General features: G+C 38.8%; 21 protein-coding genes and 3 pseudogenes. 3 read left to right on the forward strand and 21 right to left on the reverse strand.

Annotated features, from left to right (window positions below; genetic code table 11):
* Window positions 1-2 precede the first annotated feature (2 nt).
* Window positions 3-1226 (reverse strand): ABC transporter permease, encoded by a 1224-nt coding sequence (locus ACGG81_RS10325; protein WP_025489608.1) that lies wholly within the window; start codon window positions 1224-1226, stop codon window positions 3-5.
* Window positions 1227-1237: 11 nt separating this feature from the next.
* Window positions 1238-1732 (reverse strand): hypothetical protein, encoded by a 495-nt coding sequence (locus ACGG81_RS10330; protein WP_025489607.1) that lies wholly within the window; start codon window positions 1730-1732, stop codon window positions 1238-1240.
* A 162-nt stretch (window positions 1733-1894) separates the two neighbouring features.
* On the opposite strand from ACGG81_RS10330, the gene ACGG81_RS10335 reads away from it, so the two are divergent.
* Window positions 1895-2581: a response regulator transcription factor gene (locus ACGG81_RS10335; RefSeq protein WP_025489606.1), complete on the forward strand. Its 687-nt coding sequence runs from the start codon at window positions 1895-1897 to the stop codon at window positions 2579-2581.
* Window positions 2575-3867, forward strand: coding sequence for a cell wall metabolism sensor histidine kinase WalK (locus ACGG81_RS10340; RefSeq protein WP_021364213.1), 1293 nt, complete (start codon window positions 2575-2577; stop codon window positions 3865-3867). The genes ACGG81_RS10335 and ACGG81_RS10340 overlap by 7 nt, the downstream gene beginning before the upstream one ends.
* Before the next feature lie 45 nt (window positions 3868-3912).
* Here the strand turns inward: ACGG81_RS10340 and ACGG81_RS10345 are convergent.
* The 7 genes and pseudogenes from ACGG81_RS10345 to ACGG81_RS10375 form a co-directional block, all read right to left on the reverse strand.
* A pseudogene (locus tag ACGG81_RS10345) lies at window positions 3913-4137 on the reverse strand (hypothetical protein).
* A gap of 45 nt (window positions 4138-4182) precedes the next feature.
* Window positions 4183-4878: a hypothetical protein gene (locus ACGG81_RS10350; RefSeq protein ID WP_009905043.1), complete on the reverse strand. Its 696-nt coding sequence runs from the start codon at window positions 4876-4878 to the stop codon at window positions 4183-4185.
* A 49-nt stretch (window positions 4879-4927) separates the two neighbouring features.
* Window positions 4928-5698, reverse strand: a complete 771-nt coding sequence (locus ACGG81_RS10355; protein WP_242998071.1) for a primase C-terminal domain-containing protein — start codon at window positions 5696-5698, stop codon at window positions 4928-4930.
* 521 nt (window positions 5699-6219) lie between these two features.
* Window positions 6220-6498 (reverse strand): helix-turn-helix transcriptional regulator, encoded by a 279-nt coding sequence (locus ACGG81_RS10360; protein ID WP_024407057.1) that lies wholly within the window; start codon window positions 6496-6498, stop codon window positions 6220-6222.
* A gap of 151 nt (window positions 6499-6649) precedes the next feature.
* A pseudogene (locus ACGG81_RS10365) lies at window positions 6650-6910 on the reverse strand (topoisomerase DNA-binding C4 zinc finger domain-containing protein); the annotation flags it as partial.
* 169 nt (window positions 6911-7079) lie between these two features.
* A complete protein-coding gene (gene erm(B) / locus ACGG81_RS10370) occupies window positions 7080-7817 on the reverse strand; it encodes a 23S rRNA (adenine(2058)-N(6))-methyltransferase Erm(B) (RefSeq protein WP_001038792.1) in 738 nt (245 codons plus the stop codon).
* Between the two features lie 124 nt (window positions 7818-7941).
* The gene (locus tag ACGG81_RS10375; protein ID WP_001814874.1) at window positions 7942-8025 is read right to left on the reverse strand and encodes a 23S rRNA methyltransferase attenuation leader peptide; all 84 of its coding nucleotides are present in this window, start codon (window positions 8023-8025) and stop codon (window positions 7942-7944) included.
* Between the two features lie 179 nt (window positions 8026-8204).
* On the opposite strand from ACGG81_RS10375, the gene ACGG81_RS10380 reads away from it, so the two are divergent.
* A complete protein-coding gene (locus tag ACGG81_RS10380; RefSeq protein WP_005946872.1) occupies window positions 8205-8762 on the forward strand; it encodes a TetR/AcrR family transcriptional regulator in 558 nt (185 codons plus the stop codon).
* A 46-nt stretch (window positions 8763-8808) separates the two neighbouring features.
* Here ACGG81_RS10380 and ACGG81_RS10385 read toward each other — a convergent pair whose 3' ends face one another.
* The 12 genes and pseudogenes from ACGG81_RS10385 to mobT form a co-directional block, all read right to left on the reverse strand.
* Window positions 8809-9711 carry a conjugal transfer protein gene (locus ACGG81_RS10385; protein ID WP_025489605.1) on the reverse strand — a complete coding sequence of 301 codons (903 nt, stop codon included), beginning with the start codon at window positions 9709-9711 and terminating at the stop codon, window positions 8809-8811.
* 17 nt (window positions 9712-9728) lie between these two features.
* Complete coding sequence (locus tag ACGG81_RS10390) at window positions 9729-10736, reverse strand: lysozyme family protein (RefSeq protein ID WP_025489604.1); 1008 nt, start codon at window positions 10734-10736, stop codon at window positions 9729-9731.
* Window positions 10733-12922, reverse strand: coding sequence for a CD3337/EF1877 family mobilome membrane protein (locus ACGG81_RS10395; RefSeq protein ID WP_025489603.1), 2190 nt, complete (start codon window positions 12920-12922; stop codon window positions 10733-10735). The genes ACGG81_RS10390 and ACGG81_RS10395 overlap by 4 nt, the downstream gene beginning before the upstream one ends.
* A complete protein-coding gene (locus tag ACGG81_RS10400; protein WP_025489602.1) occupies window positions 12922-15372 on the reverse strand; it encodes an ATP-binding protein in 2451 nt (816 codons plus the stop codon). Before ACGG81_RS10400 ends, ACGG81_RS10395 begins: the two co-directional genes overlap by 1 nt.
* Window positions 15350-15748 (reverse strand): conjugal transfer protein, encoded by a 399-nt coding sequence (locus tag ACGG81_RS10405; protein ID WP_003061368.1) that lies wholly within the window; start codon window positions 15746-15748, stop codon window positions 15350-15352. Before ACGG81_RS10405 ends, ACGG81_RS10400 begins: the two co-directional genes overlap by 23 nt.
* Before the next feature lie 108 nt (window positions 15749-15856).
* Window positions 15857-16360: an antirestriction protein ArdA gene (locus ACGG81_RS10410; RefSeq protein WP_002323345.1), complete on the reverse strand. Its 504-nt coding sequence runs from the start codon at window positions 16358-16360 to the stop codon at window positions 15857-15859.
* 17 nt (window positions 16361-16377) lie between these two features.
* The gene (locus ACGG81_RS10415) at window positions 16378-16881 is read right to left on the reverse strand and encodes an antirestriction protein ArdA (RefSeq protein WP_025489601.1); all 504 of its coding nucleotides are present in this window, start codon (window positions 16879-16881) and stop codon (window positions 16378-16380) included.
* Window positions 16800-17096 (reverse strand): conjugal transfer protein, encoded by a 297-nt coding sequence (locus ACGG81_RS10420; RefSeq protein ID WP_074038079.1) that lies wholly within the window; start codon window positions 17094-17096, stop codon window positions 16800-16802. Before ACGG81_RS10420 ends, ACGG81_RS10415 begins: the two co-directional genes overlap by 82 nt.
* An 88-nt stretch (window positions 17097-17184) precedes the next feature.
* Entirely contained in the window at window positions 17185-17811 is a 627-nt protein-coding gene (locus ACGG81_RS10425) for an alpha/beta fold hydrolase (protein WP_022620533.1), read from the reverse strand.
* Between the two features lie 70 nt (window positions 17812-17881).
* Window positions 17882-18103, reverse strand: a complete 222-nt coding sequence (locus tag ACGG81_RS10430) for a hypothetical protein (RefSeq protein ID WP_002323342.1) — start codon at window positions 18101-18103, stop codon at window positions 17882-17884.
* Window positions 18104-18217, reverse strand: a pseudogene (locus tag ACGG81_RS10435) (DUF3789 domain-containing protein); the annotation flags it as partial.
* 33 nt (window positions 18218-18250) lie between these two features.
* On the reverse strand, window positions 18251-19447 hold the full coding sequence (gene mobT, locus ACGG81_RS10440; RefSeq protein ID WP_025489600.1) for a MobT family relaxase: 1197 nt from the start codon (window positions 19445-19447) through the stop codon (window positions 18251-18253).
* Window positions 19448-19574 lie beyond the last annotated feature (127 nt).

Raw genomic sequence — 19574 nt, forward strand, 5'->3', positions numbered from 1 at the left:
TACTATCCCTCCATTTTCGCTAATATATCTTTTGGGTTTGCTCGTAATATCGGAAGAATGGAACAGCACAATGCCACCAGAATAACTGCACCACCTAAAAGGAACAACATTCCAATATCTTGTATCTGCAACACCACTTTCAGATTTTCTGTTACTGTTTCTGAACCAGTAATGACATTTTGCAAAACGCCCGAGAACAATTTACCAATGGCTGTTGCTCCTAAAACCGAAAGTGTAAATACACTGCCTGCTTCTAATAAAGTTTGCAGGAAAATTTCACTTTTTGTCTTGCCGAGGCTCATAAAGATTGCCACCTCTTTTTGCCTTGTCCGCATCCACATACATAACAGCAGGGAAACAACAACAGTACCAGTTACCAATGTAAGTACCAGCATAAGATTTGCCACCTTACTGATTTGCTCTAATGGAGCAGACATCTGTTGATAAAGGGTATCGGAAGTGCTAAGTTCTACATCATTTCCGAATATTTTTTGCAAGCTGGTTTCCAGCACATCTAATTTTTCTGGTCTTTTTGAATAAACGCAGAGTTTTTCAAATTCAGCTTCTTTGAACAATTCTTTATAAGTGCTGTTGTCAATAAAGACTTGATTTTCTATTCGATTGACTGCGGTAGTTTCTGTTGGCTGGTCTTTTTCCACATTTCCTGCGGACATGAAAATTCCAATAATTTGAACAGATACTTTTGTTCCGTTTTCTGTACTTAATTCAATCGTATCTCCAACTTTTAGCTCATTTTGATTTGCAAGGTTCGCATTGATAACAGCACCTTTTTTCTCATGTTTGATATAATCGCCAGAAGATAAGCGGTACTGCATTTCTGAAAAAGGGCTGTCCTTTTCCAAATCATCATAGGAGAGCAACGCTATTTTCAAATTTTCCTCATTCGTAGAAGTATTGAGCGTAACGGGAGCAAAACTAGCTGGAAATACATCTTGCCTGCCGATACGGTTGATAGCTGAAACATCTTCCAGCGTTTCAATCTTGTTTACTTCATTCTCTGTTATCTTGCTGTCCTTACTTGTAATTTCAGCTACAATCTTAGAATTTGTCTTTTCCTGCATGGCTTGTTTGGACTCATTTGTAGTCCTTAAAATCATGCTTGTACCTAAAATCATACTGTTTACAAGTATCAAAACAATCAACAAAAGAATGGTTTTTCCTTTTTTTCGCTGTAAATAGCGAAAACCAAGTTGATAAAACTTCATACTTCACACCTCTATTCCCAACGGGCTATGACAACCTTTGTTGCATTGAAATGAAGTGTGTCTGCAAATTCTCCATAAAGATATACTTCAGATTGTTTTTTTACATCGGATATAGAACCCGTTGTTACATTTGTAACACCAGACTGTGCATTTACTGTGGCAATGACAAATTCACAATCTGGGTTATAGGTTACAGAAACAGCATTGTCTTTATTTTCCATTCCCGGTGCTTCTATTTTTATCCCAGCTCCACCCTCAATATCTTTTGCTTGATTTACCAAGCAACCATTGTCTGTAAATTCCAAAACACTTCCTCTCAAATTAGCAGACTCTAATATGTCGTTTCCTTTATTTTCTGAAGAACCATTTGTATTTTCTTCATTCGTATTAGAATTGACAATAGGATTAGACGTATCTGGCTTCTCATTTGGACTTGCACCACACCCCGTCAATGCACAGATACATAATCCAACTGCTATGAATTTACTGATGTTTGTTTTTTTCATTTTTGTATTCCACCTTTCTTGTTCGATATGCCCCTATTGTAAAAGCAAACCATTCTAAAAATCCTGTAAAAAAGTAAGAAAATCATCATCATTTTTTAGAGGATTTTTACAGACTTTTCTGTTATACTGTCTATAATTTATATAGAAAAGGATTGATACATTATGAAAATACTTCTTCTGGAAGATGATTTAGAGTTATGTAAAAATATAAAAATTTCTCTGGAAAAAGAAAACTATATGGTTGATTGTTGCAATGACGGGGAAACTGCTATGCTGTATGCCTTAAATACAGACTATGCTTATGACCTCGCCATTGTAGACCGTATGTTACCGATTATTGACGGTTTGACAATCATAAAATCTATGCGTAAAAAAGGAATTTCTATTCCTATCCTTATCATTACTGCCATGAGTACCCTTGACAATCGGGTTGAGGGTTTAGACGGCGGTGCTGATGATTATTTAGTAAAACCATTTCATATCAAAGAATTGCTTGCAAGAGTTCGGGCATTAACAAGACGCCCTGCCAATATCCAGTTATCTTCCAAATTAGAATATGGAGATTTAACTTTCGATAAAGACAGCCGAACCTTATCTACACCCGTCAATTCTCTTTTATTAACTTCAAAAGAAACCGAGTTGACTTTTGTATTTATGCAGAACCCAGAAACACTATTTTCCCGTGAACAGCTAATCCTTAAAATCTGGGGCAGTTCTTCCGAGGTAGAAACTGGCAATGTAGACAGTTACATTTCTTTTCTGCGAAAACGCCTAAAAGAATTAAAAAGTTCCTGTAAAATAACAACGGTCTACGGTGCAGGGTACAAACTGGAGAAAGAAACATGTTAAATAACTTATACCGAAAACTTCATATTCTGTTTGCAAGTTCTGTTATGCTGATTATTACCCTTGTGATTTCCTTTGTCGTTGCGAACACAGTTCATACAGAGAAAATCAACGAAAGCACCTTATTTCAGAGATTGACAACCTTGCTGATTTATCAAGTGGAAAGTGCTTCTTCGGATATGGACAAAGCACTCAAAACCTACGAAGAGAGTTATCATATTTTTTCTTTAATTACTGATACAAGGGGGAATACCATTTATCAGAGTGATTTCCCATTTCCAACTTCTGCGGACAATCTGTTGCATGATGTAGAAAAGCAGATTTCTACACAACCATTATCACAAATAGAAAACAGCACAACTTCACAAGGCGGTTTTCTGGAAATAAGAGGAACACATCACGATACTTATTTTGTTATTCCTGCTACAATTAGGACAGCAAATGATACCGTGTATCATGCAACCTTTCTTTATCAGACAGCCAGTTTGACGGATATTTTACAAAAAACATTGCCTATATATCTTCTTATCTGGTTTTTGGCTTGTATCGTTGTTATCGTGCTGACCCGTTATCTGCTGAAAAAGTCGTTTGCTCCAACGGAACGAATACTGCAAAGCCAAAAAGATTTTGTTGCAACAGCGTCCCATGAATTAAAATCTCCACTTGCTGTTATGATTTCCAACACGGATATGCTTCTTGATAATGTTTCCTTAAACGAGCAGGCAAAGCAAGCCGTACAGACCATAGATTTTGAATGTATGCGGTTATCCCGTTTAGTCAAAGATATGTTGCTTTTGGCTTCTTCCGACGCTAAAACATGGACATTGCATAAAAGCACAATCAATGTAGATACCTTGCTCATTACGTTATATGAAACCTACGAACCCGTCTGCATGAAGCAGAATTTAGAACTAAAACTGCATTTATCCGAGGAAAGTTATCCTGCTATGTTTACCGACAAAGACCGATTATTTCAAATCTTGTGTGTCTTTATGGATAATGCCATTCAACATTCCAAGAATAATTCTTTAATAGAGATAGAAGTAATCGCCACCGAAAAAAATATTGCTTTTTCTGTGGTAGACCACGGGCAAGGCATTTCTGATGAAGATAAGCAGTATATCTTTGACCGATTTTATAGTGGCGACAAGTCCCATACGAACAAATCGAATTTTGGACTGGGACTAAGTATCGCCAAAGAATTAACTCAAATGCTGAACGGTATTATCATTATCAATGATACTGCTGGTGGAGGTGCTACTTTTACTGTTAAATTTCCTCTGAAATAGATTAAGGCTTGCAGATCATACACTATGTATGGAGCAAGCCTTTTTTCAAATCTTTGTCTTTTTGGTAATCTTGTAAATATATTCTTCTGGGGTAGGGCGTTTATTACCAAAATATTTTTTGAAATTTGCCTACACTTCTGGGGCGGTGCTATTCATAGCTTCATCAATCGTCGCTTCAATATCTGCCCGAACATCAGCCAATGATACACCGCCAGCTTTTGCACCAGCTTTCAACGCTTTTTTTATATCTCGCTTTTTTAGTCCTATCATAATAACCTTTCTTATCATAATTGCAAATTTATAAATTCATTAGTATTAAAACTGAAATTCAAATACATTACTAAAATCATTGTTCAAGACATAATAAACTTTATTTTTTTCTGTAGAATATACAAATGAAACCCTAGTTGCCCACAAGTCTTTTTGAGAAACAGATTTTAATACTTTAAATGCGTCATTTACTGAAAAATCTTTATCATATCCTGCCAATAACTCTTTAGCCACTTCGTATCTTGTATCCCCAGAAACAATGTACGGCTTTGTTATATCTGGTTTTAGAATAGAATAATTTGTAATAAGTGAAAAATTTTCTTGTTCATATCTATACCCAATTCCAGGTTCAATAATTAAAACTCGTCCTTTTTTATCAGAAAGCATAGCTTGCATAGTAGCATCTGGTGCATAAATAATTTTTTTCTTTTTAACAATGTCCAAGGCTTTATCAAAAGAAATCTCTGCCTTAATGAATTTTTCTGTTAATTCAGATATTGTAATACAATCCTCGCTTTCTATATACCTTGCATTTTCATTACCATGAACATAAAGAAGTGTTCCTACATTACCATTTTTATTTATCCCATGAAATGAATGATACAGACCGTCAGGCATTTTAATACCAATATAAAATCTATTTTCTTCGGTAATTACAGTATGATCCCATACAGAAAGGTCAATATCAAAATTAAAACCAACAATTTTATCTATACCATTGTAAACAAATCTTGTACACATATAATCACTCCTCAAAATACTATTTCAAATAGTCATTTAACTAATCTAATTAGTATTTTAAAATGTTTTTAAACTCAAACATATTATATTCGCACGTTTCGATTGAATAGCCTGAACTAAAGTAGGCTAAAGAGAGGGTAAACATAACGCTATTGCGCCCTACTAAACCCTTTTCTCCTGAAAATTTCGTTTCGTGCAATAAGAGATTAAACCAGGGTTCATCTACTTGTTTTTTGCCTTCTGTACCGCTTAAAACCGTTAGACTTGAACGAGTAAAGCCCTTATTATCTGTTTGTTTGAAAGACCAATCTTGCCATTCTTTGAAAGAATAACGGTAATTGGGATCAAAAAATTCTACATTGTCCGTTCTTGGTATACGAGCAATCCCAAAATGATTGCACGTTAGATCAACTGGCAAAGACTTTCCAAAATATTCTCGGATATTTTGCGAGATTATTTTGGCTGCTTTGACAGATTTAAATTCTGATTTTGAAGTCACATAGACTGGCGTTTCTAAAACAAAATATGCTTGATAACCTTTATCAGATTTGATAATTAACGTAGGCATAAAACCTAAATCAATAGCTGTTGTTAAAATATCGCTTGCTGAAATAGTTTCTTTTTCCGTGTGAATATCAAAATCAATAAAGAAGGTATTGATTTGTCTTAAATTGTTTTCAGAATGTCCTTTAGTGTATGAACGGTTTTCGTCTGCATACGTACCATAACGATAAACGTTTGGTGTCCAATGCGTAAATGTATCTTGATTTTCGTGAATCGCTTCTTCGGAAGTCAGAACAACGCCACGTCCGCCAATCATGCTTTTTTTTGAGCGATACGCAAAAATAGCCCCTTTACTTTTACCTGGCTTGGTAGTGATTGAGCGAATTTTACTATTTTTAAATTTTTACTTTAACAAGCCGTCATGAAGCACAGTTTCTACAACAAAAGGGATATTCATTCAGCTGTTCTCCTTTCTTACGAAAATTAATTAGTTAGAAGCTACGATCAAAGTTGAATCACAACAAAAAAGGCAATCAACTAAGTTTTTCTTAATTGATTGCCTGGTATCTTCTTAAAGACTTGAAATCCCCTCAAAAACCCGATATAATGGGTTTACAGATATTTAAGTATCTGATTAATAAAGTAATTAAATACTTTACCAAATTTTGGGTCTCGACTTCTTTAATTGATTGGTGGTAATCAATTAAGGCTCGCAGTTAAAGTTTCTCAGGCTTTAACTGGTCGTGGCTCTTTTTTTGTATTCTTTATTCAGTTCGTTGTTTCGTTATATCTAGTATATCGCTTTTTAAAAAAATAAGCAATGATTTCGTGCATTATTCACACGAAATCATTGCTTTTTTCTTCTTCCATTTCTAACTCCAATGTTACTTGTTCTGTTTCTGGTTCTGGTTCTGTTGGCTCATTTGGGATTAAATCCACTACTAGCGTTGAGTTAGTTAACTTTGCAATTTGTTCTAGTGTTTTTATGGTTGGATCTGATTTTCCTGATTCTATTCGTGAATAATTTGATCTACTCATTTCTAATTCTTGGGAGAATTTTTCTTTTGATTTGGTACCTCTCATCTTTTTTAAGCTTTCTCTAAATGCTAGTTCCAAGTTTCTCCCCCCTCTTTTTGTGTCATAAAATTCACGCTTTATTTAAATTATAGCTTTTAATATCTTAATAAACAAGTGATTAATCACTTGTGATTTGTGATAAGTGATTTGTGATTAATATATAAAAGCCCTCTTTAAAGGGCTTTTATGTTTATTTTGAAAAAGAGATAAAATCAATATATCCCTTTTCCCCAATTTTTACAACGGCATTGTAGGGCTTTTTCTCTTTGTTTTTGATTCCTTTTACCAGGGTTTCTTTTCCCTCCAGTAATTCTTTTACATTCGTTTTGGTTAGTTTTTTCTTTCTAAAATGTTCAGCTAAAGTAAACTTACATTCAGGATAATTTGAACAACCATAAAACGATTTTTTTAATACAATATTGTTGCCACACTTAGGACATTTTCCTACAAGGGGTCCCGAGCGCTTAGTGGGAATTTGTACCCCTTATCGATACAAATTCCCCGTAGGCGCTAGGGACCTCTTTAGCTTCTTGGAAGCTGTCAGTAGTATATCTAATAATTTATCTCCATTCCCTTTAGTAACGTGTAACTTTCCAAATTTAAAAAAGCGACTCATAGAATTATTTCCTCCCGTTAAATAATAGATAACTATTAAAAATAGACAATACTTGCTCATAAGTAACGGTACTTAAATTGTTTACTTTGGCGTGTTTCATTGCTTGATGAAACTGATTTTTAGTAAACAGTTGACGATATTCTCGATTGACCCATTTTGAAACAAAGTACGTATATAGCTTCCAATATTTATCTGGAACATCTGTGGTATGGCGGGTAAGTTTTATTAAGACACTGTTTACTTTTGGTTTAGGATGAAAGCATTCCGCTGGCAGCTTAAGCAATTGCTGAATCGAGACTTGAGTGTGCAAGAGCAACCCTAGTGTTCGGTGAATATCCAAGGTACGCTTGTAGAATCCTTCTTCAACAATCAGATAGATGTCAGACGCATGGCTTTCAAAAACCACTTTTTTAATAATTTGTGTGCTTAAATGGTAAGGAATACTCCCAACAATTTTATACCTCTGTTTGTTAGGGAATTGAAACTGTAGAATATCTTGGTGAATTAAAGTGACACGAATGTTCAGTTTTAATTTTTCTGACGATAAGTTGAATAGATGACTGTCTAATTCAATAGACGTTACCTGTTTACTTATTTTAGCCAGTTTCGTCGTTAAATGCCCTTTACCTGTTCCAATTTCGTAAACGGTATCGGTTTCTTTTAAATTCAATTGTTTTATTATTTGGTTGAGTACTTTTTCACTCGTTAAAAAGTTTTGAGAATATTTTATATTTTTGTTCATGTAATCACTCCTGAAGTGATTACATCTGTAAATAAATACAGAAGTTAAACGATTTGTTTGTAATTTTAGTTATCTGTTTAAAAAGTCATAAGATTAGTCACTGGTAGGAATTAATCTAACGTATTTATTTATCTGCGTAATCACTGTTTTTAGTCTGTTTCAAAACAGTAGATGTTTTATCTACATTACGCATTTGGAATACCAACATGACGAATCCCTCCTTCTTAATTACAAATTTTTAGCATCTAATTTAACTTCAATTCCTATTATACACAAAATTTTAAGAAAGTCAATAAATAATCATAATTTTCTAATTGTGTTATTGACTACACTAATTCAATTAGCTAGAATTGTGTTTGTATGATATTTTGAATGAGGTGCATAACTATGAAAACCACTAAAGAAGCAGTAATAAAAGCAACATCAGACTTAGCAGATGAAAAAGGATTAAATAACGTTTCGTTAAAAGCTGTTGCTCAAAAATTAAACATTCGTACACCATCTTTATATAATCACATAGAAAGTTTAGATAATCTTCTTTTAGAAGTTGCTCATAATGGTATGCGTGACATGAATGAAAGAATGATGAAAATTGCCGTTGGAAAAATAGGGAAAGAAGCAATTAAGTTAGTTTCTATCGAATACCTAAACTATATGATTGAACACCCCGGAGTTTATGAAACAATTCAATGGGCTGTGTGGCACGGAACAGAGGAAACAGCAACCATTTTTAACAACTATCTTTCATTATTAACTACTCTTATCCAATCGTGCAGTCTTAACAAAGACAAAACACTTGAAATATTAAATATGCTTACTGGAATAATTCACGGTTATACAACTTTGCAATTAGGAAACGCTTTTTCTGCCTCAGATAAAGTTAGATTTGAATTAGCTGAAGCGATAGATACTTTATTAGTCGGGATTTTCCAGAAGTATAAATAATATATTTAGGCTTGCAAATCAATACAGAACTGCAAGCCTTTTTCTTTTATCCTACAATCTTCCAGTTGCTATCCTTATGTAGCACAAGCTCATACTGTGATACTTGTGTCGCCTTTGTCTGATTATCAAGGAATTTTACAGCTACTTTAACTTTCACATTATCCCCGTCCTTTGTAAAGATAGGGTTTACCAGTTCAGAATAAAGGTAGTCCCTGCCGATAGGCTCAATCACATTTCCAGATACATAGTAAGCAAGCTCTTTTTCTGTGGCTGTTGGATAGAGCTTAAAGAATGTTTCCAGAAATGCGGTAGCGTCATTTACCGTATCAGCGTCCACGCTTGCGTCTGCTTCTGGTGTCTTAGGCTCATAGTCTGATTTTTCGATTGCTGGTGCAAGAGTAGGGTTCTGAATGATTACCATATCCCCGTCAGCGTCTACATGGACTTTTACAGTATAAGTCGCTTTCACATTGCTTGTCTGTTCTCCCTCTTTTATCTGCTGATCTACTTCGTAGGTAGCAGAAAAAGTGTCCGTTCCCGATTGCTCGATATGCCACACAATCACATCTGTAACTGTGGAGCTGGTCGGTATATCCGTTCTGATTGTATCAACATTCAAGTCTTGCAATTCCTTTGTCAGATAACCGCTGATTGCCTGCGTCCTTGCTTCAATCGCTTCTTTGCTGTTACTCCATGTGTAATAAGACTTCGCAAAGTTCTTCACGAAATTTTCTATCCCGTTGGTGTCCTGCAAACGAAGTTCAATGATTTCTTTTTCATGGGTCGTGTGCTGGTCGATAGCCGTAAAATTCTTATACACCCCAAAGCTCACGCTTGCGATAAGCACCACCCACAACGCAATCACGGTTTTCTTATGTGTGCCTACCTTGACAGTACGCACCTTTTTTTCTTTGACATTTTCTGTCTGTTTCTTATTCTTCTTAAACATAATGTTATCCTCACTTTCTATTGTTTTACTCGTCCTGCACCGATTAAGTGCTGTTGCCAGTAACTATTATTTAGGTCTGCATATCCTATCGGATTTCCTGCGTGGTACATCTGCGTCGGCGAAACAAGAATACCGACATGTGTTACATAACTTCCAGCGTTATAGGTAGAATGGAAAAATACCAAGTCCCCAGCCTTTGCCTGCGAGAGTGGAAGATGTTGGGTGGCGTCATACTGTGCTTGTGCTGTTCTCGGTAAGGAAACACCAGCTTTTCCATAGCACCATTGCGTCAGCCCCGAACAGTCAAAGGAAGTGTTAGGATTGCTACCGCCATATACATACTTCCAGCCTTGATACTTCAATGCTTCATTCATTACTTTTTGTGCCAGTTCTCCCGATACCTGCGGAACAGTTAAATACTGATTGACTAATTCGACGTAAAATTGATTGCCATACTGATACCGCCAGCCCCCGTTCTTCGCAACGGCTATCGGGTTGGTGTAGGTTACTTTCTTTCCACCCGATTTTTCACGGGCGAAGCTCTCTGCAAGATTAAAGGTGTGTTTCTTTCCTTTTCCTGCCACATATCCCACATAGCCACCGCCATAGTTATAAGACTGTATCGCTACATTCAAATCGTCGATACCTTGATTTTTGCAGGAAGAAAGCAGGGACGCAAAATACTTACACCCCTGCTTGATTGAGCTTTCCGTATCTAAGGAATTAGGCGGTAAACCAAGACTTTCCGAACTCTGCATAACATCTTCTGCCGTACCGCCACTTTCTACTTGAATGATAGCCAATAGCACATTGACATACTCGGAAATACCGTATTCTCTGGCGTACTTTTCTACCATAGGCTGATGTTTCAAGACTTCTGCGGATAAGTTCATACCCGTAATGCCAGAAGAAAAATTGCTGTTCTCGTCGTCGCTGTCCGCACTAATCAAGACACCAAAGAAAAGCACCAGAGAAAAGAGGATAGGAAACAGAGTGCCAATGATAGCGATATGTTTCAGTTTCATTTTTTCTTCTGTCCTTTCTTCATCACAAGGTTACGAGTTTTCTCTGTTGTCTGCTGGTTCTTTTGGACGGTTTGCGTCTGCTGAACCTTTGTCCTGCGGTCTTTTGTGTAATTCTGGCGTGTTTCCTGCGATACCACTTTTTCTACATTCTGCCTATGTACTGGCTGTGCCGACTGGGTCGCTTTCTTATCAGAAGCACCAGAAGATAACGGACGCTCTTTGATAACATTTGTCTTGACTGGCTCACTTGCTTTTGAAGTGGTCGCTGTGGCAGGACGTTTGACTTCCTGCATTTTTTCCGCACTCGGCTTTGAAGCTGTGGCTGGTCGCTCATGGGGACGGGTAGCTCCCGTTGTCGCTGATCCGTCAGCCTTTCGCTGTGCCTGCCTTGCTTCTTGTGCCTTTTGAAGCTCCATACGCTTGTCAGCGATACTCTGTCTATGCTTTTCCTGCTTTTCCAAACGTCCCGTCTGTCTGGACTGCTGTTCCTGCACCATGCCACGCTTAAAGTCGGACACGCTGGACTTTGCCTTTTCCTTTGCGGAATACACCGCATAAGCGGTCTGTGTCGGCATATCCTTGATATTCTCTTTGACAGCATTTGCCTTGTCTTTCACTTTATTTTTCGTATCTAAGACAGCACCCACCTTTGAGCCTGCACGCTGTCCCATACTGGAAGTAGATGTATTGCCCCGACTGTCTTTTGTGGCTGTGTTCCTTGTCGGTTTTCTGTTTGAAATCGTGCTACCTGCCACCGCACCAGCAACACCGCCAGCAGTAACCGCACCAGCAAGCCGTCTTTCCATACGCCTAGCTCTATGTCGCATAAACAGATATGGTCTGCGGAATATCCTGCGTCCCATGTTTTGACTGTCGCCAGCGTTCAAAGAGAACATACTCATTAAATCGCCCAGCTTCATATAAATACCAGCGAAACATACTATCTGCAAGAACGCTACCATAAAGAACGGATAGTCCGTGGAGATGTTATAAAACATACTGGAAATGCTGAACGCCACCGTTACAATGAGCGTTATTCCTGCCCGTGTCATTATGGTATTAAACACCCTTACGATTGCCTGCTTCGCCATGCTTTCATAGCTCGGTATCATGGAAAGTAAAAAGCTGATAGGTAAAAACATTGCAAAGATAATAAAAAGTATCTGGCTAAATAACATCATGCCCGTAAGCAAGAATACAAATATCGTTATCCCTAAATTGAAGAACAGTAGGAAGAACACCATGCCTAAACGGTTCACGACCTGCGGTATCGTCAGATTGTTGTTGTCGTTATCTTCGATTTCTGTTTTCACGACTTCCTCTCTGGTTTTCCCGTCCTCGTCCTCTGGACTTGCCGATACAAGAGCTTCGACACGGTCTGCCCCGATTTCTTCTGTGTTGCTGTTACCGAATTGCAGAAGTAGCCACGGCTGTTCCACTTGAATAGAAAATAGGCTGTCCCGTATCAAGTCCACGCTGTCCTTGCCCTCGCTGTCGGAGTTGGGGAGCATGATTTTTGTTCCCAAGTCCAAAGAAGCGGTACTGATGTCTGATGAAAATTCATTTATCTTCTTGATGTAGTCGGGAGCGTAGGCAATAAACGAAGCGGACAGCACGAACACCACCACAAAGTTGATAACAGCGTGAAGTGCCTTGCTGGTTTCCCGTTTGATAAGTCCCGTATAAGCAACATACATTCCCACCACTAAGATAATGAGAAGCAGGAAACCAACATAGAAGCCCGTAGAAGAAAAGCCGTTCTCGGTTACACCTGCAAGGGTCTGTATGCTCTTTCCGATACTGTCTGCCATATCGTTAATAAAATCAAGTTTATAGGCTTCCTGCACCACATAGCCCGTGGCATTGCTTAAATAAAGGCTTATCGTCCAGACAAAGTTGGTAATGCAGTAAAGCCCGTACTGTACCGATTTTCCAATGCCGTCCAGCCAGTTCCACGGCAACCATGACCAGCTATTATCCACATAAAAATCAAGCTGGTAGTTGGAAAGGGGATATTTTGAGTAAAGATTTTCTGCGTTTATGGTATCGTCCACAAGCCCCGTCGCATGAGCCACCGTCCCCAAAAGTGAAAGCAGGATAAGGGAGAGTGCCACCACGAACAGAGCCATTTTGAGAAAGTGAAGTATCTTCCTTTTTGTGAACGCACCTTTTATCCTTTCTTTCATCACTCCACCTCATTTCTCTGTACGGGCGGTCTGGTATCAAAGGCGTGTAGCAGTTCTTCAAAAACTGGGTGTATCTGTACCACACCGACACGCCCGTATAAGTCCTGCAATAAGCATTGTCCGTTCTCCAAATCACGAAGCCGTTTCTGGTTGTTTTCATCGTCCTTGTCGATACCGAAAAATTCTAAGGTCTGTTTTATCTCGTTGATGTCAGTAGAACGGAAAGCGAATTTTAAGCCGATATTGTTTTTCAGACTTTCCTTTGCCACGTCCCCAGAAGATTGTGTAACGAAATAAACACCTGCCTGCATAGCTCGTCCAGCACGAACCAGCTTGTTAGAGAGCGTTTCTCCTTGTGCCACATTTAAGAACGCCCACGCTTCGTCCAAATCGACAATCTTAAAAATACTTCTGTCCGAATGGATAAAATCAAGGGCAAAGGTACTAATCACAATCAGCATAGATACCGACAATAATTCAATAGTCGTGTATTCTTCAAAGGTCGTGTCCTTATCTGGCAGTACAAGGTCGGCTACTTGAATGATATTGAGCTGGTTATCAAGGCTGATTGCATTTTCCACCGTACCGTCTGAAAACAGCAGATGTGCAAAGTCGTAGTCCGTGAAGCTGTCGATATGGTCTGCGATATTTCTTGATATGGGCGTATCTTCACGGCGTAGCTCGTCTATTACATGGAGCAAGCCCCGACTGTCGCTCTGGGTAACGGAACGAACCGCTTTTCGTAACACGGGGAATTTTTCGCCGTCCCTAGAGGAAATACCCGTAAGGAATGTCAAGATGTCGATTGCCAGACTTTCAGCGTCTTTTACATTCTTCATAATCACGAATGGGTCAAGAAGTCCTGCATTGTCTTTATCGCTGGTAAGATTTACGATATTGATTTCATGGGCGATTTCTGGAAGTGTTTCTCTCCAGTTGCCACGCTCGGCTTTGGGGTCTAAAATGACTGCTTGACCGCCAAACAACACCGAATAATACACCAGAAGATTGTTGCAGAACGACTTTCCACCGCCAAGCGAACCGACAAAAGCAGACGCTAAAGCGTTGGTAACTGTACCTTTTACGCCCTGCGAAGCTAAAGACGGTTGCAGGTACACATTTCTTCCCGTATCAACGGAATAGCCCATATAGATACCCGTAGTTTCCCCTAACTGCTGGGTCGCTCCAAAGCCAAGCCCTGCCAAGAAGTCTGATTTTACATACTGCACATAGTCATTGATATATCGCTTGCTGGCAGGTAAAAATTCAGAATGAAGCCCCAGCATATCCCCAGCAGGACGTACCAGCTTTACATTGAGGTCGTCGTAAAAGTCTTTGACTTCATCACAACGGCGTTTCAGCTCGTCAAGATCGGGTGCAGACACCCGTATAACGTAGCTTAACTTATACATACTTTCTTTTGTCTGGTCTAAGTCCGTTTCCAGCTCGTCCACGCTGTCTAAAGCGTCCACCACATTTGAGCTGGTTTCACCTCCTGCTTGATAAGCGTGATTGTCAAGGTCTTTCAATTCCTTTTTCTTGTTGCGTACGGTTGTTAATGCTTTTCGGTTCTCCACGATTTCTACATTCATAGAAGTATCAACGGGGAATGTGAATTGCTGTTGCTGGAAATAGAAGATTTCACTTGACGGAAAATCAAGCTCGCCGACAATCGCATTGACGGTAAAATAGGACACATAACTTTCCTTGTCCTCATGTTCCAAGCGTAAATACCGCTGGCTTTCTTCAATCACACACCTTGTCGGACGGATAAGGTCGTAGTATTTTATCAGCGTTTCTTTGTTCAATTTTTTTTTTGGTAGCTGGTACGCATAATCTTCATAAGCGATACCGTCCCTGCCGTAAAGATGTTCCATGAGATACCCAAAATCATTGATTTCCAAGCGACGCACCTTAAAGCGACGGGAGATTTTATTTTCCAGTAACTTTTCCATTTTCATGTAACGGTTGATTTCATCATTCGGCATGGAAACAAAATCATTCATCAGCGTATGGTTTACTTCATGGAGAAACTCTTTGAATGTCAGCCACGCCGATTTTTTGATGTTCTTCAGATTGAGCTGTTCTTCCGTAACCATGAGCTTAAAGCCAAGAAAAAAGCGGTAGTCCACTTGATTGTTCCCAATCATAGATACTAACGCTTCGGTCTGTTCGTCTATTTTCTGGTAGGCAACTTCCTTTAATTTTCCCGTTACCAGTTTCTTTGACTGCTCCTGCATACTTCGTATGGAGCTTTCTGTGGCAATCTGCAACGCATGAATTTTACCCTCACGGGACTGTGCGATTAGCTGTCGGAAACTGTCATGCACGATAAATTTCTGCTCTGCGGATAGAAAAGAATAGTTGTATGGTACCAGCTCATAATAGGCAAACACTTCATTGTCCTTGTTCCAGACAAGGTTATTGTCAATATATTTTATCGGGAACATAGTTCACACTCCTTACTGCCGTGATTGTTTCATTTAATATCTGCTTATGCAGTTTTACGGCTTTTCCTGCATAAGTGATTTTTGGTCGCAGGGCATAGGTTATCTGTGATTTCAAAAAGCTGTACGGCTTCTTTCCGTCAAAGGTTTTCTGCGACATGAACCAAGTGAGAGCAACGGGAATACCAAAGTATTTGAGAAATGCTCCCTCAATCATGGAAAGTGGGGGAATATCCCCAAACAGAATGATGATAAATTCCGTAATCACAAACCATGTAATCTGTGTAAAAGTAACGGGAAAGGGTAAGTTAAAGTCATTGATTGCATATAAGACTTTTTCCACGTTCCAGATACCCGTGTAGCTTTTAATCTTTTTCAAGTTCTTTCAGCTCCTTTCAAAATAGAAAAGGACAGCCATTTTCAGACTGTCCCTTAAAAGAGAAATACGCTGTCAGTAGCAACAATGCTTGTCGCTGATCTTCCAGCGTTAATATGGTATCTCGCACATACCTCGGCTTGTTTCAATAAAGCAACCGCCCATATCCAAATCTCGCCCGTAGGCTTCATAGTCAATGTAGTTCTGTAAGCTGGGTGGAATGTCGCCAAGTGCCTGCAATTCGTCTATGTAGTAGTAGGCAACGTCTGTCATGGTTTCACAGTCGGGATAATAATAAATATCGTCCTTGTGTTCCACGACTTCTTCCAGCGTCCCGTAGTGGCTGATAAATTCGTCCAGACACTCTACGATATAGTCGGGAAGTTCCTCTATCATTTCATACATCTCATTGAGTTCTTCAATGGAAACATACTCGCCAATCGCAATGGGGAAGTTGTCGGTATCATGGATTGCGTATTCCTCATACTGTTCATTCAAGCCGATTTTTTCTTTTACATCTTCCTCATCAATGGGAAACGTGAACCAAGCACCGACTAAATATCCCTCATTGTATTTGCCAAGATTAGCAATGTAAACCGCCATATCATCAATCATAACCACCACCTCATTTCCTACTCTGGCAGTTCAAAGATACCGTGTTCTGTTACTAAAAATTTCCCGTGTTCCTGCAAGTGAGAAGCATAGGCTTCAAAGTCAAAGTAATATTCTTGACAGTCCTCGGATAAATGCTTAAATGTCGGGTCGTTCATCAGCTTTTGCCTTGCAACATCTATCATGCTTTTGCAGTCAGGATAAACCGTAATCACGTTCCTGCAAATATAAAGTGCTTCTAAATTGTCATATACGGTCAGAAGTGATACATATTCTTCCTGCATATCACTTGAAAGCTGGCGGTACATAAAATCTAATTCGTTGAGCTGATACACGCTTGTATGTTCGTGAACTTCATCAGCATAAGGCAACACCTTTTCGATAATACAGTAATCCCCACTTTCTGCACCGATACCTAACTTTTCTTCAAACTCGGCAACATCTATCGGCAGGTCGAACCAGTATGATATTGTTTCTTCGTCAGTTGTTCCTCTCGTTTCCACCAGTACCCTTGTTTCCTGCATTGTTCCTCACGTCCTTTCTGTTGGTTCATCACATCTTTTAAGTTCTGGTATGAGATACCAAACACATATTTAGAAAAATCTTCTAACTGTCTTTCTTCATAGTCGGCAGGGTTCAGCCGTTTCATTTCATGCCACACCTTACGCTTGTAAGAGGGCAGGTCGGAAATGTATTCACAGCCGACTTTTGCCTGCATATCCTTAAAAATATCGTTCATTTCATCACTCCAATCTGAAATTTAGGTATGAAAAAAGCAGTCAATCCTAAGACTAACTGCTTTGTGTGTATGGATATGAAATTGTTTATCAGACATATTGTTTGAAAAATACATTTAACTTTTGCCCTAGTAGTGTTGGGTTATCTGTATTTACTTCATGTCCTGCATTTTCAATAATAGCTATTTCTGCGTTTTCTATCTGTTGTTGCAATTCTAAAGAAGCTTTTTTATTTATCTTATCCTTATCGCCACAGACAACAAGTACCGAACATGATATTTTTTTCAGTTCATGTTTAAAATTAAGTTCTGTCATAGATTTGCATAGATTGATAAAATCTGTTTTCTGAAAACCCATTTTTTCAAATGCTGAACAAGGCATAATACGGAATATCAGATTTTGCATTTTTAACAGATACTTTGGCATTTCATATTGTGTGCCTATTAACACTAATGAGTTCATTTTTTCTGGGTGTTCTATCGCATACTGCATAGCAAGAATACCACCTAAAGAAAGTCCACAAATATTTAGCGGTTCTTCAAACTGTTCACAGTATGTTTCCAATGTCCGATACAATGTATCATAACATGGTATTTTTCCAAAAAGCCAATCTGATAAATTAGGGCATAAAACTTCAAAATCATCATTGAATACTTTTACGGTATCACTCCAACTTTCAGAAGATTGTCCCAAACCGTGAAGCATTATATATTTCATTCCATCACTCCTAGATACTGTGTTTCATATCCACATTATAACATTCGCATATCAGCACCACAATAAAATTTTATGCACCGATAATCTTATTGAACAGCTCTAACAATACATCTTTCACACCGCCAGCGTTGAATACCAAACCGACAGCAATCAAGGCAACTACCAAGAAGCCGATAAGTTTTGAAAACTCACGCTTGAACCCTAAGTAGATACCGATAACCACAATCGCCATAAGCACTAAGCTCTGTGCGTTTGATAAAAACCATTGATACAAATTTTGTCCGAAATTCATTTAATTGTCCTCACTTTCTTCTAATTGTTTCATTTCATAGTCAGCTTCTTTGCCGACATTCAAAATACACATCAAGACTACGCCGATACCCATTCCCATAGATACCAGCAGGAAATCTTTTAATAATACCCACATTTTTTATCACTCCTAACTTTCCACCAAATCTTTTGCAGGGGTCGTCTGCTGTTTGATTATCATTTTATGCTTTTCTGTGAGCTTTGCCTGCTGTTCGATTGTTTCCATGTAGTCTGTACCGTTTCCTTTATCAATCTTTTTCAGCATTTTCAAGGTTGGTGCTACCTGCCTTTGTACCCAACGCAATGTGCGGTCTAAGGTGTAAGGCTCTGGCTTTGTCGTCAGCTTCAAGCTCTGTCTGTTATCGCCAATAAACCAAGCCCAGCGGTCATTGAGTTTCCATTCATTTTTTCGCTTGTCGGGTTCTTCATCAACAAACCGTACATACTGGTTGATGATAGAAAAGGCGGTCTGCTCTGCGTCATAATAGGTCAGCAAATCTCGTACTGCATAATAGGCACGTTCATTTCTAAGCCGTATCTCAAAACGGTTGATAATGTCGGCTTCTTCAAGCGGTGTCCCTAACTTGACGTACTGCTCATAGTCCTTTTCATAGATACAAAAATACACATCTGATTTCAGCGAACCAAGATAAAGGGTGCGTCCCATATATTCTCTGTCGTCCTCTCTATGCTTGATAAGCTCGCCCGACTGGTAAAACTTATAACTTCTGGACTTTCCGATATATTCCCGTTTTCTGCATTTTTCCGCAAGCTCTGGAATATCCAAAATGCCCGTATGGTCGTTGATAGCAAGGTCGATACGCTTCATCACGCCACCGTCTACGAGTGCGTCCATGAGAAAGTCATACCAGCTTCTTTGCTGTGCCAGCAGGTAACTTTCAAACTGCCTGCAACCACGCCCCTTTAACTCTAAAAGGACACCTTTTTCTTCGTCAGCCGACGTATAGATAAAGATGTCCCCTAAAGAGTAATGCTCCGTATAACTGTAATGTCCATAATCTTCATGGAGCATATAGTTGATATTCAGTTTTAATATGTCTTTGATGATATGCTGTATATCCAGCGTGGGAAAACGAATTTTCACATAATCAAACAGCATGGTAAGCGGTGCTTCTGGATTGAACCTTGCCAGTTCTTTATGCAGAGTTTCCAAAAGCTCCTTTGACGGCTTCATTTTTCCGCTTTCTATCTTATTGAGATATTCTCTTGTGATACCAGAAGCCACCGCCAGCCTGCCTTGTGAGATACCGTAAGCAATCCGTTTCTCCCGTAATTCTTTTATCCATTGTTCTTCATTCAGAACCATACCCCCAATCTGTAAAGTGTGAAGTTTTTTTAGGCGACTTCACAGCCGATTTTTGCTAGGAAACCATGCCAGAAGCCTTATGTTTCCTATGTTTTTTGTCTATTGTCTATTTGCAAACGTACCCCTC

Origin of the sequence: Faecalimonas umbilicata (assembly GCF_042846195.1) — a bacterium.
Lineage (GTDB): Bacteria > Bacillota > Clostridia > Lachnospirales > Lachnospiraceae > Faecalimonas > Faecalimonas umbilicata.